Annotated in this window: 14 protein-coding genes; 10 read left to right on the plus strand and 4 right to left on the minus strand. The window is 62.5% G+C overall.

Annotation, left to right across the window (positions count from 1 at the left end):
* Positions 1-103: 103 nt before the first annotated feature.
* From ACIQUF_RS04335 to ACIQUF_RS04350, 4 genes are all read right to left on the minus strand, one after another.
* On the minus strand, positions 104-877 hold the full coding sequence (locus ACIQUF_RS04335) for an IclR family transcriptional regulator (protein ID WP_403128800.1): 774 nt from the start codon (positions 875-877) through the stop codon (positions 104-106).
* 69 nt (positions 878-946) lie between these two features.
* Entirely contained in the window at positions 947-2,404 is a 1,458-nt protein-coding gene (locus ACIQUF_RS04340; protein WP_403128802.1) for an amidase, read from the minus strand.
* Positions 2,401-3,711: a citrate-proton symporter gene (locus ACIQUF_RS04345; protein ID WP_403128804.1), complete on the minus strand. Its 1,311-nt coding sequence runs from the start codon at positions 3,709-3,711 to the stop codon at positions 2,401-2,403. Before ACIQUF_RS04345 ends, ACIQUF_RS04340 begins: the two co-directional genes overlap by 4 nt.
* A gap of 69 nt (positions 3,712-3,780) precedes the next feature.
* The gene (locus ACIQUF_RS04350) at positions 3,781-4,956 is read right to left on the minus strand and encodes a M20 aminoacylase family protein (RefSeq protein ID WP_403128805.1); all 1,176 of its coding nucleotides are present in this window, start codon (positions 4,954-4,956) and stop codon (positions 3,781-3,783) included.
* A gap of 624 nt (positions 4,957-5,580) precedes the next feature.
* On the opposite strand from ACIQUF_RS04350, the gene ACIQUF_RS04355 reads away from it, so the two are divergent.
* From ACIQUF_RS04355 to icmH, 10 genes are all read left to right on the plus strand, one after another.
* Positions 5,581-6,330: a hypothetical protein gene (locus ACIQUF_RS04355; protein WP_403128807.1), complete on the plus strand. Its 750-nt coding sequence runs from the start codon at positions 5,581-5,583 to the stop codon at positions 6,328-6,330.
* A gap of 64 nt (positions 6,331-6,394) precedes the next feature.
* Positions 6,395-6,928 carry a type VI secretion system contractile sheath small subunit gene (tssB, locus tag ACIQUF_RS04360; protein WP_403128808.1) on the plus strand — a complete coding sequence of 178 codons (534 nt, stop codon included), beginning with the start codon at positions 6,395-6,397 and terminating at the stop codon, positions 6,926-6,928.
* A gap of 14 nt (positions 6,929-6,942) precedes the next feature.
* Entirely contained in the window at positions 6,943-8,445 is a 1,503-nt protein-coding gene (tssC, locus tag ACIQUF_RS04365; protein ID WP_403128810.1) for a type VI secretion system contractile sheath large subunit, read from the plus strand.
* Between the two features lie 32 nt (positions 8,446-8,477).
* A complete protein-coding gene (gene tssE / locus ACIQUF_RS04370) occupies positions 8,478-8,960 on the plus strand; it encodes a type VI secretion system baseplate subunit TssE (protein WP_403128812.1) in 483 nt (160 codons plus the stop codon).
* The gene (tssF, locus tag ACIQUF_RS04375; RefSeq protein ID WP_403128814.1) at positions 8,960-10,792 is read left to right on the plus strand and encodes a type VI secretion system baseplate subunit TssF; all 1,833 of its coding nucleotides are present in this window, start codon (positions 8,960-8,962) and stop codon (positions 10,790-10,792) included. Before tssE ends, tssF begins: the two co-directional genes overlap by 1 nt.
* The gene (gene tssG, locus ACIQUF_RS04380) at positions 10,756-11,826 is read left to right on the plus strand and encodes a type VI secretion system baseplate subunit TssG (protein ID WP_403128815.1); all 1,071 of its coding nucleotides are present in this window, start codon (positions 10,756-10,758) and stop codon (positions 11,824-11,826) included. The genes tssF and tssG overlap by 37 nt, the downstream gene beginning before the upstream one ends.
* Positions 11,823-14,420, plus strand: coding sequence for a type VI secretion system ATPase TssH (tssH, locus tag ACIQUF_RS04385; protein WP_403128817.1), 2,598 nt, complete (start codon positions 11,823-11,825; stop codon positions 14,418-14,420). Before tssG ends, tssH begins: the two co-directional genes overlap by 4 nt.
* A gap of 83 nt (positions 14,421-14,503) precedes the next feature.
* Positions 14,504-15,229 carry a type VI secretion system lipoprotein TssJ gene (tssJ, locus tag ACIQUF_RS04390; RefSeq protein ID WP_403128820.1) on the plus strand — a complete coding sequence of 242 codons (726 nt, stop codon included), beginning with the start codon at positions 14,504-14,506 and terminating at the stop codon, positions 15,227-15,229.
* Positions 15,222-16,565 (plus strand): type VI secretion system baseplate subunit TssK, encoded by a 1,344-nt coding sequence (gene tssK / locus ACIQUF_RS04395; protein WP_403128822.1) that lies wholly within the window; start codon positions 15,222-15,224, stop codon positions 16,563-16,565. Before tssJ ends, tssK begins: the two co-directional genes overlap by 8 nt.
* On the plus strand, positions 16,562-17,275 hold the full coding sequence (icmH, locus tag ACIQUF_RS04400) for a type IVB secretion system protein IcmH/DotU (RefSeq protein WP_403128824.1): 714 nt from the start codon (positions 16,562-16,564) through the stop codon (positions 17,273-17,275). Before tssK ends, icmH begins: the two co-directional genes overlap by 4 nt.
* Positions 17,276-17,282: the final 7 nt, after the last annotated feature.

Below are 17,282 nucleotides of genomic sequence, written 5' to 3' on the forward strand. Positions count from 1 at the left end.
GTGCATGGCGGGAGATTTTTTGCGCTGCCTAGATCGAGCGCCGCCCGCGCGGCGCATCGCGGATGAATCCGCTCCTGCGTTTGTTGCAACGTACCTATGCCTCTCAATTCATCAAGGCATGCTGCACTTCCCCCACCGTCGCCGCCAAACTGTTCAAATGCAGTCCCAACACCCGCTCCACCGGCGCCTGGTCCAGCGGCCAGTGCAACGCAATACTCCCCGCCAGCCGCCCCTCTACCCGCACCGGCAGGGCAATCGCCCGAATCAGGAACGGCAAGCGCACCGGATACTCCCAGAACCCTTCGGTGCGCTGGCCAAAGCCTTTGTGCCCATCCGCTTCGATATCGCGTAGCAGTGCCTCATCACCCACTCGCTCGTGCGCCGCCAGGCGCTGCACTTCATCTGCCGCCAGCTCCTTCAGGCACGCGCGACCCATGGCCGAATGAAACAGGCTGGCGTGGTGTCCCACTATCTGGCAGTTGACCGGGTAGCGCTTGCGCAGCACCTGCGGGATCGCGCTTTCCATCACCTCCAGCCGCTCACCGTCGAAACACGACAAGTCCGCCACCAACCCGGTGCGCTCGCTCAGTTCCAGCAACAACGGCGCGGCGCTTTCCACCAGCTGGCGCTTGAAGCGTTGCTGGCGGTCGCCGAACAGGCGCCGGGCGCACAGGCGATAACGGCGGTCGCTCAGGCCACGGTAGACCCAGCCCTGCTCCTGCAAGGTGGCGAGCATGCGCGACACGGTGGCCTTGGGCAGCGTCGTCAGGTAATGCAGCTCTTCCAAACCCAGCGCCTGATGCTCGCCGAGCAACTCGACGATCGCCAGCGCCCGCTCCACCGAGCGCACACCGCCACTCTCTGCCGTGATACCCATGAGTTCGACCTCCTTGTCTGTGCGTGGATGGTCATCATGCCCAGCAAGATACGGGCCTGCCTGGGATCATCAACGCGATTGCAGGCACGCAGGCGGCCGCCGCTCGACCCAGCGGGTCAGCTGTTCGTGGGCAAAAGCCAGCTGCAGCACCGCGTGGTCGGCCTGCGCCGGGCCTATGATTTGCAGGCCCATCGACAACCCGGCGGCGTTGAAACCCACCGGCACGCTCATGCTCGGCAGGCCGGCCAAGGTCGGGCCGATCACCACCTCCATCCAGCGGTGATAGGTGTCCATCACCTGCCCACCCACCACTTTCGGCCACGGCTCGGCTGCGTCGAAAGGGAACACTTGGGCAGACGGCAACAGCAGGAAATCGTAACGCTGGAACAGTGCGTTCAACGCCTGGTACCAGGCGCTGCGGTCCAGCGAGGCCTGGTAGACATCCGCCGCCGTCAGCCGCAGGCCCCCTTCCACTTCCCACCGTGCCTCAGGTTTGAGCAGTGCGCGCTTGCCGGGATCGGCATAGGCGGCGCTCAGGTTGCCGTGCACCAGGAAGTGGCGGTGGGTGAGCCAGCATTGCCACAAACGCGCCAAGTCGAAGCCTGGCTGGCAGGCCTCGACGTCGCAGCCGAGTTCGGCGAAGTCCGCCAACGCAGCCTCGCACAGGCCCATGACACCGTCATCCATCGGCAGGTAGCCATCGAAGTTACCCAGCCAACCGACCCGCACGCCTTTGAAGTCGCGTTGCAACGCCGCCGCGAAGTCATACTGGCATTCACTCAGCGACAGCGGTGCGCACGGGTCACGCCCCGCCTGCACCGACAGCAGCCGCGCCACGTCCGTCACCGTGCGCCCCATCGGCCCTTCGGTTGCCAGTTGCTGCATGAACAGTTCCGGCGTCGGGCCGTAGGGCACCCGCCCTTGTGAAGGGCGCAGGCCGAACACGTTGTTGAACGCCGCCGGGTTGCGCAGCGACCCCATCATGTCGCTGCCGTCGGCCACCGGCAGCAGGCGCATGGCCAGCGCCGCTGCCGCGCCGCCACTGCTGCCACCCGCCACACGGCTATGGTCGTAGGCATTGGTGGTGGTGCCGAACAAGGGGTTGTAGCTCTGGGAACCCAAGCCGAACTCCGGCACATTGCTCTTGCCAACGATGATCGCCCCACTCGCCCGCACCCGCGCCACGCTGACCGCATCGTGCGTCGGCACCTGCTCGGCGAACAGCGGCGAACCCAACGTGGTGCGCAGCCCCGCCGTGGCCGCCAGGTCCTTGATCGCCTGCGGCATGCCATGCATCCAGCCGCGCGACTGGCCACGTGCCAACTCACGGTCACGCTCATCGGCCTCGGCCAGCAACGTTGCGCCGTCACGCAGCGACACTAGCGCATTGACCTTTGGGTTGAAGCGCTCGATATGGCCGAGGTAAGCACTCATCATTTCACGGCACGACAACTGGCGGGCATGGATCGCCTGGGACAGCGCCTCGGCATCAAGGGCGACGATCGGGTCGATGGCGGACAAGTTCACGGTTTCACTCCAAGGTTGAAGGCGACAGGCTTGCTGGCACGCGGGGCTTCTTTCAGGCAATAGATACCCAATAATGTCAGCAGGCAGGCGAACAGTACGTAGAACGACGGCGCCACCGGAGTGCCGAGCACTTGGCTCAGCCAGGTGACGATAAGCGGTGCGAAGCCGCCGAACACCATCACCGCGACGTTGTAGGCCACTGACACGCCCGTGGAACGCACCTCGACCGGGAATTGCTCAGCCAACGCGGTCGGCGCCGGGCCGAAGAAGCCGCCGATGGCGGTACACAGCAGCAGTTGCATCACCAGCAGGCGCTCGATCGACGGCGCCTCGGCCACCCACACATACAGCGGGTAGACCATCACGAAGAACGCCAGGGTGAAGGCCATCAATACCGGCCTGCGACCCAGGCGGTCGGACAGTGCACCGGCCAGCGGGATGATCACCGTCATCAGGCCGACCGCAAGCATCTGCACCAACAATACCTGGTCCAGCGGCAGGCCCAGGTTCTTGTGGGCAAAGGTCGGCATGTTCACCAGCACCACGTAGAACGACACCGTCGCCCCACAGGCCAGCCCCATCGACACCAGCAGGCTGCGCCGATGCACACTCAGCACCTGCCACAGGTTCGGTGCCTGGCCCTTGGCCTGCTTGCGGGCTTCGAGGAACTCCTCTGGCTCTTCCATATGCTTGCGAATCCACAGCCCCACCGGGCCGATCAGCAAGCCGATCACGAACGGAATCCGCCAGCCCCAGCTGTCCAGCGCCTCAGGCGTGCACAGGTGCGTCACCAACGCCACCATCGCCGCCCCGCAGAACACCGCCAGGCACTGCCCCACCAGCTGCCACGAGCCATACAGCCCCTTGCGATGGGACGGCGCGCTCTCCACCAGAAACGCGGTCGCACTGGCATACTCGCCGCCCGTGGCGAAGCCCTGGAGCATGCGCGCGACCACGATCAGCAGCGGCGCGCCCATGCCGATGGCCAGGTAATTGGGCGCAAAGGCGATCATCGCGATGGATACCGTCATCAACCGGATGATCAGCTGCATGGCCGCCTTGCGGCCCTTGCGGTCGGAATAAATGCCCAGCAGCACGCCACCCACCGGTCGCATGAAAAATCCCACGCCGAACGTGGCCAGGGCCATCAGCAGCGAGGCGTACTCGTCGTCGGAAGGGAAGAACTGGCGGGCGATGATGCTCGCCAGAAAGCCGTACACGATAAAGTCATACCACTCCAGAGCATTGCCGATGACCGCCGCGACCACTTGCCGGGTACGCGACGCGCCTGTGTTTGAAGTCTGCATGCAGGGCACTCCATCAATCTGTTAGCCAGAAACGGTTCAAGTGCGGCAGTTAGGGAAGCGTGCAGCTTTTCAGGCGGGCTTGAGCCAGCTCTCCGTCAGCGCGCCCCAGTAGGCGGCGCCGGTCAGCAGGATGTCGTCGTTGAAGTCGTAGGCCGGGTTGTGCACCATCGGCCGCTGCAGGCCGTTGCCGATGAACAGGTAGGCGCCCGGGCAGCGCTGCAGCATCCAGGCAAAGTCCTCGCTGCCCATCAGCTTGCGCGTGTTGCCGTCCACCGCTTCGGCGCCGAGCAGCTCGACACCGACCTGGTGGGCGAACGCATTTTCCGCAGCGTGGTTGACCAGCACCGGGTACGCCGGGCGATGTTCGATGCTGGCGGTGCAGCCAAAGCTCTCGGCCTGGGCGGTGATAATCGCCTTCACCCGCTCCAGCGTCTGTGCCCGCACTTCGGCATTGAGCGCCCGCAAGCTCAGGCGCAGCAGCGCTTGTTGCGGAATCACGTTGGCCGCCTCGCCCGCCTGCAGTGCGCCGACGGTCACCACCGCCGCCTCCTGCGCATCGATATTGCGCGCCACCACTGTTTGCAGCGCCATCACCACACTGGCCGACGCCACCAGCGGGTCGACCGTCAGGTGCGGCATCGACCCATGCCCGCCAACCCCGTCGAGGGTCACCGTCAACAAGTCCTGAGAAGCCATCATCGGCCCTTCACGGAAGCCCAGGTGCCCCGCCGGCAGCCCCGGCATGTTGTGCATGCCGAATAGCGCATCGCAGGGGAATCGCTCCAGCAACCCATCGGCCAGCATCGCTTCGGCCCCACCCTGGCCTTCCTCGGCTGGTTGGAATATCAGCGTCAGTGTGCCATCGAACTGCCGGGTCGCCGCCAGGTAGCGCGCCGCGCCCAGTAGCATGGTGGTGTGGCCGTCATGGCCGCAGGCGTGCATGCAGCCCTGGTGGCGGCTGCTGTACGCAGCGCCGGTGGCCTCGTGGATCGGCAGCGCGTCCATATCGGCGCGCAGGCCGAGTCTGCGCATGCTACTGCCGTTGCGCAGCACGCCGACCACGCCGGTTTTGCCGATGCCGGTGTGCACTTCGTAGCCCCAATCCTTGAGTAGCTGAGCGACCAAGGCCGAGGTGCGGCTTTCTTCGAACCCGAGTTCAGGGTGGGCGTGGATGTCATGACGGATGGCGTGCAGGTCGCTGGCCACGTCGTTGAGCCAGGCCAGGATGTGCTGGTGTTGCTGCATAAGAATCTCCTCGCGCGGGTGGGTCCCGTTCTTGTTGTTCGCTTTGAGATCACGACGGGGAAGGCAGGTCGTGCTAACGACAGATAAACGCGTGTGGAGTGGAAGCACAATTGAATGTGGTTCCACCCAGTGGAACAGCGAATCGCTCAATCAGCGATGATGTCGCAAGCGCTGATTTCAGCTCACTCAATCGCTGAATGGTGAATGGTTAACCTTTGATGCAGAGCACCTGGCTGCGCCGTATTCCGTCGCATTGCCATCATTGGATGGCCCGTTGAAAAGGGCTTTAAGCGAAAGACCACTGCCAGCAAATTGAGACCCACTTCACTTTTTGTTGATTTTTTTCAGACGTTTTTTCCGAAGGATTTTTCGCAGCTGAAACCCCTTGCCTACGGGGCCAAACCCCTAATTTACGTGAGCAAACCGCAACGGCAGTATCAATGCGACATCATTGCACCGCATCACAAACAACGAAAAAATTGCGAACCTCGCTGGAACTTCTTCCACCGCAGGGTGCCCTACACGGCATTGCTGGCAACACGATATTCATGTGCCAGTACCGAGGCTGAAGTCCTCAACCCGGCGTATCAGGATGATTCAAAAAGGCTCATGGACGATGTACCGATGACTCAGACATTCGATGTCGAAGCACTGATCAAACTGCGCAGCCAGACGCGGGCGATTGCCGATGCGCTGAAAGCGCAGGCGTCGGACTACCTCGCCACCCTGGCACCGCTGATCCGTCCACAAACCCTGTTTGGCGAGTACTTGCAGGGCGCGCAACGCAGCAGCGGGCGCGAGACCCAGGGCCACTTCCAATCGCTCATCGAACTCTACGAGCGTATCGGCTCGGCCGTCCCCTTCCAGCTGGTCAGCGAGCTGGAGGTACCGCTCAACCTCATCAGCACTACCCCCGAACTGTTTCCTCTGGAATACGACAAGGTCCTCGCCCCGAGCGGCCAGGTCATCCGCATCACCAGCCCGGTGCGTTGGGTGGTGGGTTTCCAGGGTTTTGAGCTGGCCCGTTTCCGCACGGTCATCAACGACCCCAACCGCAGCAGCGCCGAGCTGTACCGCTTCGTGGTGCACTACCTGGTGCTGTTCTACTGCCTGAGCAAGTCGCCGGGCCTTGGCCGGTTGTTCGAGGCCCTGCGTTTCGGCCTGAGCTTCGAGCGCCTCAAGGGCCTGGGCGACCTGCCCTTCTGCATCATCAGCTCGCCGGTGCGCTCGGCACTTCCGGACGATTCGGTCATCCGTAGCAGCACGCAAATTGCCGGCAACACCAGCTTCGAAGAGCTGGTGGGCCGCGACAACATTCTCGACATGAACGACGAAATCCGTCAGCGCCTGCTGCTGACGATCGAAGGACTGTAACGCGCAGTGCCCGGCCACGGGCGGCGCAATGATTCGCAGCGAATTGCTCGCACTGGAGAACACGATGGCGAAGAAGGAAAGTACTCAGCACAAACTCGACCGCGTCCGCGCACCTCGGGTCCATATCACCTATGACGTGGACATCGGCGATGCGCTCGAGAAAAAGGAGCTGCCCTTTGTCGTCGGCGTGCTGGGCGATTTCTCCGGCAACCCGCTGGAGCCTTTGCCCAAGCTCAAGGACCGCAAGTTCGTGTTCATCGACCGCGACAACTTCAACGGCGTGCTCAAGGGCATCAAGCCGCGCCTGACCTACCGCGTCGACAACACCCTGGCCAAGAACGGCACCCAGCTGGGCGTCGAGCTGAACTTCAACAGCCTGGAAGACTTCGAGCCACAGAACGTGGTCAAGCAGGTCGAACCGCTGCGCAAACTGCTGGACGTGCGTAACAAGCTGGCCGACCTGCGCAACAAGATGGGCGGCAACGACAAGCTTGAAGAGCTGCTGATGGACGTGCTGCAGAACACCGAAAAACTGAAAACCCTGGGCAAGGAATTCGGTCGCGAAGCCGCCGTCCCCGCCACCGACGGCAAAGAGTAAGCAGGAGCCAGACGATGACCGACAAGCAAACACTGCCACAACAGGGCGCCGACCTGGTTGAAGTGGAAAACTTCGCGCCACAACCTTCGCTGCTCGACAGCATCATTTCGGAAAGCCGTGTGGCGCGTTCAGACAGCGAACGCAGCCGTACCCGCGACTTGATTGGCGAGTTGGTGGGCCAGGTGCTGGAAGGTGAAGTAACGCCGAGCAAGGACCTGATCGCGGTACTCGATGCGCGCATCGCCGAAATCGATGCCATGCTCTCCGAGCAGATGAACGAGATCATGCATGCCCGCGAGTTCCAGCAGTTGGAAGCCTCGTGGCGTGGCTTGAAGTATCAGGTCGATCAGACCGAGACCAGCACCACGCTGAAAATCCAGCTGTTCAACGCCTCGAAGAAAGACCTGGTGCGCGATCTGAAGTCTGCCTCCGAATTCGACCAGAGCGCGCTGTTCAAGAAGATCTACGAAGAAGAGTACGGCACCTTCGGTGGTGCTCCCTTCGGCATGCTGCTGGGCGACTATGAGTTCACCCGCAGCCCGGAAGACATGTACCTGCTCGAAGAAATCTCGCACGTGGCTGCCGCGGCCCATGCACCTTTCATTTCCGCAGCCTCGCCGGAGCTGTTCGGCTGGGACTCGTTCACCGACATGTCCGGCCCACGCGACCTGGCGAAGATCTTCGACACCGTCGAATACGCCAAGTGGAAATCGTTCCGCGCCTCGGAAGACTCGCGCTACGTCGGCCTGACCCTGCCGCACGTGCTGGGTCGCCTGCCTTATGGCCCGGATACCGTACCGGTGGATGAATTCAACTTCGTCGAAAGCGTCGACGGCCGCGACCACAACAAGTACCTGTGGATGAACGCCGCCTACGCCCTGGGCACTCGTGTGACCGATGCGTTCTCTCGCTACGGCTGGTGCGTGGCGATTCGTGGTGTGGAAGGCGGCGGTCTGGTCGAGGGCCTGCCCACCCATACCTTCAAAACCGATGACGGTGAAGTCGCCCTGAAATGCCCGACCGAAATCGCCATCACCGATCGCCGCGAAAAAGAACTGTCCGACCTGGGCTTCATTCCCCTGGTCCACTGCAAAGGCACCGATTACGCGGCGTTCTTCGGCACCCAGTCGACCCAGAAGCAAAAGCAGTACAACACCGACATCGCCAACGCCAACGCACGCTTGTCGGCGCAGCTGCAATACATCTTCGCCACCTCGCGCATCGCCCACTACATGAAGGCGATCATGCGCGACAAGATCGGCAGCTTCGCCTCGCGCAAGGATGTCGAGTCGTTCCTCAACGAATGGCTGGCCGACTACGTGTTGCTCGACGACACCGCCAGCCAGGAAGCCAAGGCCAAGTTCCCGCTGCGCGAAGCCAGTGTCGAAGTGGTTGAAGTGCCTGGCAAACCGGGGGCTTACAAGGCGGTGGCGTTCCTGCGCCCACACTACCAGCTCGATGAACTGACCGCTTCGCTGCGGCTGGTCGCCGAACTGCCGCAATCCACCCGTAGCTGATCGTTCGCTAGCCAGGAAGGCACAGTTCACCCATGAGCCGTCACTACCAGTTGGTGCCAACGCTGCTGGATCGCTTGCTTGATGATGTTCCTCATCAAGCCAGCGAGGCGGTCTCCAAGCGCCTGTGTTCCTTGGGCGATTACAAGGCCAGCCTGATCCACGACCTGGAAGTACTGGTCAATACCCGCCAGTGCCTGGTCGCCGACCGACTTGCCAGCCGCCCGCAACTGGCCGGCACCATCCTCGAATACGGCATGCCGGACTTCACCAGCAAAGGCGTGCTCAACCCCGAGGATCGGCGGCTGATCCAGGCGCAACTGGAGCGCGCGATCAGCGTGGGTGACAAACGATTCCGAGCCGTGCGCGTACAACTGATGAACCAGCAGGTAGGCCATCGCATGCTGACCTTCAGGGTCGATGCCGTGCTGCACCTGCAGGACGCCACACGCCAGGTGTCCTTCGACGCGGTATTGCAGGTCAATACCCAAGAATACAAAGTGCAGAACCTCAACTGATGCTCGACGACCTGCTGCCCTACTACGAAAAGGAACTCTCGCACCTGCGCTTTCTTGGGCAGGAGTTTGCGCGCGAGTACCCGAAAATCGCCTCGCGCCTGTTGATCGAGGGGGACAATTGCGAAGACCCCCACACCGAGCGCCTGATCGAGGCCTTTTCGTTCCTTTCGGCGCGCATTCATAAAAAGCTCGATGACGAGTTTCCGGAAATCGTCGAGGCATTTCTCGAAGTCCTGTACCCCCATTATCTGCGCCCGACTCCGGCCATTTCCATCGCGGAGTTTTCCGCCGGAAATCGGGCGGCCCTGACTGCACGCTACGACATCGAGCGCCATACCGAGATCACGTCACGCAGCATCGAAGGCGTTGCCTGCCGGTTCAGGACCTGCTACCCGGTGCAGTTGTGGCCCATCGTCGTGCAGGAAGCCTCCTTCGTCGAGCTGGAGCGCTCGGTGTTCAACGGCCACAGCGCCGACCTGGTCGCACACCTGAAAATCGGCTTGGCCGCTAACACCGACCTGCATTTCGGCCAGCTGGACATCCATTCGCTGCGGTTTTTCCTCGACGGTGAAAGCACATTGATGCTGCAACTGTACGAACTGCTGTTCAACAACCTGGCGAAGGCCACCGTGAGCTTTACCGAGAATGGCCAGCGTCGCGAGATCGGCCTGCCCGCCGATGCCTTGCAAGCGGTCGGCTTCGAGGCCGAGGATGGCCTGGTGGATTATTCGGCCCGCTCCTTCACCGGCTACCGGTTGCTGCACGACTATTTCACCTTTCCCGACAAGTTCCTGTTCTTCGACATCGGCGGGCTCAAGCGCAGCCTGGCTGGACGTGACCTGCAAACGCTCGAGATCAATTTCTACTTCGCCCACTTCGACCTCGGCGAACGCCTGGTGCGCCTGGCGCAGAACATCGGGCGCAACAACTTCAAACTGGGCTGCACGCCGATCATCAACCTGTTCAAACAGCAGGCCGAGCCGATCAAGCTCACCCACGCCCAGCACGAGTATCCGGTCACCCCGGACGTACGCCTGCAAGGCAATGCCGAAGTGGTGTCGATCGACCGCGTGCAGCGAGTGCGCAAGCTGGCGGGTAACGACAAGGTCAGTGAGTGCAATCCTTTCTTCGAGCCGCGCGGTGAACTCGGGCCAGACGCCTGTTACTGGATCGCCCGTCGCCAACCGTCGCGACGTGGCAGCCAGACCGGCACCGACATGGTGATCCGCGTGGTCGACCGCGAACTGGACCTGATCGACACCAGCAGCGACACCCTGAGCATCGCCCTCACCTGCAGCAACCGAGACCTGCCGCAACTGCTCAGCTACGGCGGCAGCCAGAGCGACTTCAGCCTGGACCAGGATGGCGTGGTCGACAGCATCCGCATGCTCCGCAAGCCTACCGCAACGGCCCGCGTCCCCTTGGGTGATGGCCTGATCTGGCGACTGGTTTCGCACCTGTCGTTGAATCATCTGTCGCTGGTCTCCCAAGGCAAAGAGGTGCTGCAGGAGATGCTCAGCCTGTACAACTACCGGCGCGCGCTGGCAGTACGCAAACAGATTGGCGGCATTCTCTCGATCAAGAGTGAGGCGGTAGTCGCCCGCATCGGCCACCCACGGCCGAACTTCGTGCGCGGTGTCGGCATCACCCTGGAGCTCGATGAGAGCCAGTACATCGGCAGCGGCGTGTTCCTGTTCGGCAAGATCCTCGATCACTTCTTCGGCCAGTACTGCACCGTCAACAGCTTTACCCAACTCACCCTACGTACCCGTCAGCGGGAAAAGAGAATCGTACAATGGCCAGCCAGAACCGGCGATCAACCCCTGGTCTGATCGACCAGGCGCGCGCGGAGCCGTACCGGTTCGAGTTTTTCCAACTGGTACGGCTGTTGCGCCTGCACTACAGCAGAGCGGGTCGTATCGACCCGGAAACGCGGCCGCACGACGATCCGCTGCGTTTCCGTTCGCAACTGTCGCTGAACTTCCCGGTCAGCGAAGTCAGCGAGCTGAAGTTCGAGCGTAGCGAACGTACCAACGTCAATGACCAGCCACTGTCTGAGGTGCAGGTCACCTTCATGGGCTTGGTCGGACCGTCCGGTGTACTGCCGCGGCCTTACACCGAATTGCTCATCAACCGGCACATTCAGTACCGGGACGATGCCGCGCATGCGTTTCTGGACCTGTTCTCCCACCGCATGGTCGCGCTGTTCTACCAAGCGTGGCAGAAGTACAAGTTCCACATCGAACACGAACGTAACGGCAAGTCGGACTTCGAGCGCTACCTGCTCAACCTCGTAGGTTTTGGCGAGCAAGGGCAACGGCGCAAGTTCGCCGAGGCAGTCTCGGGGCTGCGCCACGAGCTGTTCAGCTACTTCGCCGGTTTGTTCACCCAGCGTCCGCGTAACCCGCAGAACCTGCAGGCGATGCTGTGCTTCTATTTCGGCCTGAATGTCACCGTGCGCCAGTTCGCCGGGCGTTGGCTGAAACTGGAGCCGGAGCAATGCACTCGCCTGGGCCGGCAAAACGCCCAATTGGGGCAAAGCAGCGTCGTCGGCAACCGCGTGTGGGACTACCAATCTTGCGTGCGCATCGAAATTGGCCCACTGGCGCTCGACGATTACCAACGCTTCCTGCCCGGCACCGCCGACTACCGCAAGCTGGTCGAGCTGGTGCGTTTCTACCTCGGGCCCAGTCTTGACTTCGAAGTGGCACCGCAACTCAAACCCGACGCGGTACCTGTCGCCCGCCTGGGCCGTGAAAGCGGCGTGGCGCTGGGCTGGCTGGGCTGGCTGAAGCGGCCCGGCAGCCAGGCCAGGCCTGCTCGCTGCGGCATTTTTAGTATTCCTTTTGATGGGGTCTCGCTGTGAACCTTAAGTCCTTGTTTGCCAAGCTCAACGATACCTGCCGCACTGCCACCGAAGGCGCTGCCGCGCTGTGCCTGGCCGAGCGTCACTACGAAGTGGACATCGAACACGTATTGCTGCAGCTGCTCGAAGCGGACGACAACGACCTACGTCCGGTGCTGCGCCACTACGACGTGGTGGTCGAACGCCTGCAGTCACAGCTGGCCCAGGCGCTGGAAGGGTTCAAGACCGGCAATACCCGCACCCCTGCCCTGTCGCCGCACATCACCCAACTGATCGAGCGCGCCTGGGTGCTTGCCTCGATCGAATACGGCACGCAACAGATTCGCAGTGGCTACCTGTTGCTGGCCTTGCTCAACGACCCGGACCTGCGCCGCCTGTTGCTGGCCAGCGCGGTCGAACTGGAAAAGATCAATGTCGACGACCTGCGTGCCAACCTGGCGGACCTGATCAGCGCCAGTGGTGAAGCCCAACTCGCCGCCCCCTTGCAAACGGAGGGTAGCGCTCAATCGACCGTGCGCACATCCGGCAAGACGCCAGCGCTTGACCAATATACCGTCGACCTGACCCGCAGCGCCCGCGAGGGCCGTATCGATCCGGTACTGGGCCGTGAAGCCGAGGTCCGGCAAATGGTCGATATTCTGACCCGTCGGCGGCAGAACAACCCAATCCTTACCGGCGAGGCTGGCGTCGGCAAAACCGCCGTGGTCGAAGGCCTGGCACTGCGCATCGCTCAGGGTGACGTGCCTGTCCCGCTCAAGGATGTCGCTATCCACACCCTCGACCTGGGCCTGCTGCAGGCCGGGGCCGGGATCAAAGGCGAGTTCGAGAACCGCCTCAAATCGGTGATCGAAGAAACCAAGCGCAGCGTTCATCCGATCATCCTGTTCATCGACGAAGCCCACACGCTGATTGGCTCCGGTGGCCAGGCCGGGCAGAACGACGCAGCCAACTTGCTCAAACCAGCGCTCGCCCGTGGCGAACTGCGCACCATCGCGGCCACCACCTGGGCCGAATACAAGAAGTACTTCGAGAAAGACGCCGCCCTCGCCCGCCGCTTCCAGGTGGTCAAGGTGGAAGAGCCCGAAGAAGACCAGGCGATCTACATGCTGCGCGGGCTGTTGAACAAGATGCAGGACCACCACCGTGTGGCGGTGATGGACGATGCCCTGGTTCAAGCCGTACGCCTGTCCAGCCGCTATATCACGGGCCGGCAATTGCCAGACAAGGCCGTCAGCGTCCTCGACACCGCGTGCGCAAGGGTTGCCTTGGGGCAAAGCTCACAACCCGGGCGCCTGGAAGACTGCCTGCGCCTGGTCGATCACCTGCAGGCCGAGATCAACCTGCTGGAACAGGAGCAACGCAAAGGCAGCGACCACCAGCGTCGTCTTGAGCAGCTGCGCGCGCAAGTCGAAGAAGCTGCTCAGCGTCAGCAACGTCTCAACCTGCAATGGCAGCGTGAGCTGGAACTGGTAAAACAGATCCACGCCCTCAGCGAAGCCAGTGAAGCCGACAACCGCGAAGCATTGGCCGGTCTGCGCAGCCAGCTGGCCGATGTTCAGGGTGAAGAACCGCTGGTCCACGCGTTGGTCGACGGCGCCACCATCGGCGAAGTGATTTCCGGCTGGACCGGTATCCCGTTGGGCAAGATGCTGCGTGACGAAATCGATACCGTGCAACGCTTGCCCGCGTTGATGGGCGAGCGCGTCCTTGGGCAGGACCATGCCCTGCACGAGATTGGCAAGCGCATCAAGATCTCCCGGGCGCGCATGGAAGACCCGAACAAACCGATTGGCGTGTTCCTCCTGCTCGGCCCCAGTGGCGTAGGCAAGACCGAAACAGCTCTCGCCTTGGCCGACACGTTGTATGGCGGCGAGCGCAACGTCATCACCATCAACATGTCCGAGTACCAGGAAGCCCACACCGTCTCCAGCCTCAAGGGCTCGCCACCCGGCTACGTCGGCTATGGCGAGGGCGGCGTGCTGACCGAAGCGGTGCGGCGCAAACCGTACAGCGTGGTGCTGCTGGACGAAGTGGAAAAAGCCCACCCGGACGTGCTCGAACTGTTCTTCCAGGTGTTCGACAAAGGCGTCCTGGATGACGGCGAAGGCCGGGAGATCAACTTCCGCAATACCGTGATCATCCTCACCTCCAACGTCGGCACCGAGCACATCATGCGTACCTGCCTGGGTACCGATCAGGCCCCCGCCCCGGCACAACTGGTCGAGGACCTGCGCGAGCAGCTCAATGGCGTGTTCAAGCCGGCATTCCTCGGCCGCCTGAGCATCGTGCCCTACTACCCGGTACAGGACGCCATTCTGGAGCGCATTGTCGGCCTCAAACTCGAACGCATCCGCCAGCGTTTCGAACGCAATCACCAGGCCCAGTTGCACTTCAGCCCAGCGCTGGTGCCGGCGATTGCCGCGCGCTGCACCGAGGTCGACAGCGGCGCACGCAACATCGACAACATCCTGTCGGGCAGCCTCATGCCCGAACTGGCCGAACACGTACTGGCACGCATGGCGCAAGACCAGCCAATCACCAGCTTGCGTATCGACCTGGATGAAGCCGGTGGCTTCGCTTACAGCCTGGCATGAAGGAACAACCGTTGACGCAGGGACCATCAGCAGCACCGCCGGCCGTTCGGGGGCTGCCAGACCGAGTTATCAGGAGCAATGCAATGGGCAGGTTACTGGGTGTATTGATCGTGGCGTCGGCGCTGAGCGCCTGCGGCATCACCGACCGGGTCGGCAAACGTGTCGATGACACCTGGGCAGGCGACATGCTGTTCAGCAGCGACGAGCAGGTGGTCCTGACCGTTGATGGCGGCAACCAGCTGAACCCGGATGTGGCCGGCACGCCGCTGTCGGTGGTCACTCGGGTTTATCAGCTGACCAGCCTGGAGCGCTTCGTCAGCACTGACGCTGACACGCTGCTCAACCAACCGGAGCAAGCGCTCGGCAATACCCTGCTCGACACCCGCGAACTGGTGGTATTGCCAGGCATCGGCGGCATCCAGCGCTGGCCGCTGAACAAGCAGGCGCATTACGTCGCCGTCGCCGCGTTCTTCCGTGACGAGAGCGGTGGCCGTTGGAAGATGGCGTTCAACGCTGACGCGTTCCGCAAGGATGGCATCTGGTTCTCCTCCAATGGCGGCCGGGTGTTGCTGGACCACAACGAAATCACCGCCGAGCGCGGCCAGGACGTGCTGCAACTGCCCAGCCAGCAGGCCATCGCCACCCTGCAGCCGGCGCAACCGCCGCAAGCGGAGCCGTCCGTGGCCCAGCAGCTGCAGGCCAAGGCGCTGGACTCTGCCCAGCAGGCCGCCGAAGAGGCCGCTGACCAATCCATCAAGAAATCGATGAACAACCTGTTCGACTCAGCACTGGAAGGTATCCATGAGTAAAAAAAGCCGTGTGATGTGGTCGGAGGGCATGTTCCTCCTCCCCCAGCACTTCCAGTACCAGGACGAGTTCCACCAGCATCAGCTTGCCCAGGCGAGCTTGCGTTCATCGCCGTTCCACTGGGGGGTTCAGGCCCTGGAAGTCGACGAGCAAGCGCTGAGCAGCGGCGTACTGCAACTCAAGCGCCTGCACCTGGTGTTCCCTGACGGCACGGTGTTCGACGCCCCGCAGCACGACCCGCTGCCGGCCGCGCGCGACCTCAAGGACGTGATGCAGGGCTCAGGTATCAAGGTGTATGCCGCCCTCAAGCTGGCAGAACCCTACAGCGCCAACTACCTCGAAGAAGGTGCCGAACGCCAGGGCGCCCGCCGTTACCGCAAAGCCTTCGACACCTTGCCGGACCTCAATGAGGGCGATCTGGAGAACGAGATCACCAGCCTGCGCCTGAACGTCGTGTTGCTGGTCGATGGCGATGCACTGGACGGCTACAGCCATTGCCCGCTGCTGAACCTGCAGCGCAACAACCTCAACGCCTTCAGCGTCGACAGCCAGTTCGTCCACCCGGCCTTGCACCTGGGTGCCCACGAAACCTTGCTGACCATCGCCCAACGCTTGCTGACCCTGCTGCAAAGCAAGAGCGAGACGCTGTCCGGGCGCCGCCGGGAACGTGCCGACCAGATCGCCGAGTTCGGGTCCAGCGACGTCAGCCTGTTCTGGCTGCTGTACACCGTCAACCGCGCCTACCCGGGCCTTGCACACCTGCTGCAACACCCGCGGCTGCACCCGGAGCAGCTCTACCGCTTCCTCGCCGAGCTGGCCGGCAGCTTGTTGACCTTCTCGCTGAATGCACGGCTGGACGACATTCCGGCTTACGACCACCAGGACCCCGCCGCCTCGATGATGAAGCTCGACCGGCTGTTGCGCGAGTTGCTCAACAGTGTCGTGCCCAACCAGTACATCCCGATTCCGCTGGACCAGACACGCCCCTCGTACTATGTCGGCCGCCTCAACGACCCACGCCTGGTCGATGCCGACTTCTACATCTCGGTACACGCCGACATGCCCGGCGCCCAGGTGCTGGAACTGGTACCACGGGCGTTCAAGGTTGGTTCGCCGGAAGACATTGAAGTGGTGGTCAACACGGCGATGCCCGGTGCCACGCTCAACCACTGCGTTCGCACGCCCAATGCCATCCCGGTGCGCCTGGACAACCAGTACTTCGCGATCGAACCGCATGGGCGTGTGTATGAACGCATGATGGGCGCCAATGCCATCGCCTTCTATGTACCCAGTGCCTTCAAGAACCTCAAGCTCGAACTGATGGCGGTGCTCAAATGACTGTTGCCGTAATGCCAGGCGGCGCGACCGCCGTCGAACAAACCACAACCCTCAAGGACCTGGTCAAGGACTTCCTGACCATGGCCCTGATGATCCGCCGTGGCAACAAGGTCGTCGACGTCAAGCGCCTGCGCGCCAGTGTCGACGAATTCTTCCCGGCCCTGGAACGCGATGCACGCCGTGCCAACTACAGCGTCGAGCAGGTCAAGGATGCCCAGTACGCGCTGTGCGCCTTCCTCGACGAAAGCGTACTGAACGCCGGCCCCAGCGAAATTCGCAACCAGATCGAAATCAACCCGCTGCAGTTTCAGTACTTCGGCGTGCACCTGGCCGGCCAGGGCTTCTTCGACAAGCTTGACAGCCTGCGCACCGACGTCAAGCGCAACCTCGACGTGCTCGAGGTTTACCACCTGTGCCTGGCGCTGGGCTTTGAAGGCAAGTACAGCCTGGAGCAGAAAGACCAACTGCGTTACATCGCCAACACCCTCGGCCAGGACATCGCCCGCCACCGTGCGCCACGCAAGGCGCTCGCCCCACAGTGGGCACTGCCCGACCAGGTGTCGCAGATGCTGCGCTACGAGGTACCGCTGTGGCTGTACATGGTGCTCATCGTGCTGGTGTGCGGGGCGGTCTTCCTGACCCTGGACTGGTTGCTGGGCAAGGAAGTCGCCGCGCTGGCGGAACAGGTCCGACAGCTGTTCGGCGTTTAACTTGGGT

The sequence above is a fragment of the Pseudomonas sp. NPDC090233 genome, from assembly GCF_044772285.1.
In the GTDB taxonomy this organism is placed as follows: Bacteria; Pseudomonadota; Gammaproteobacteria; order Pseudomonadales; family Pseudomonadaceae; genus Aquipseudomonas.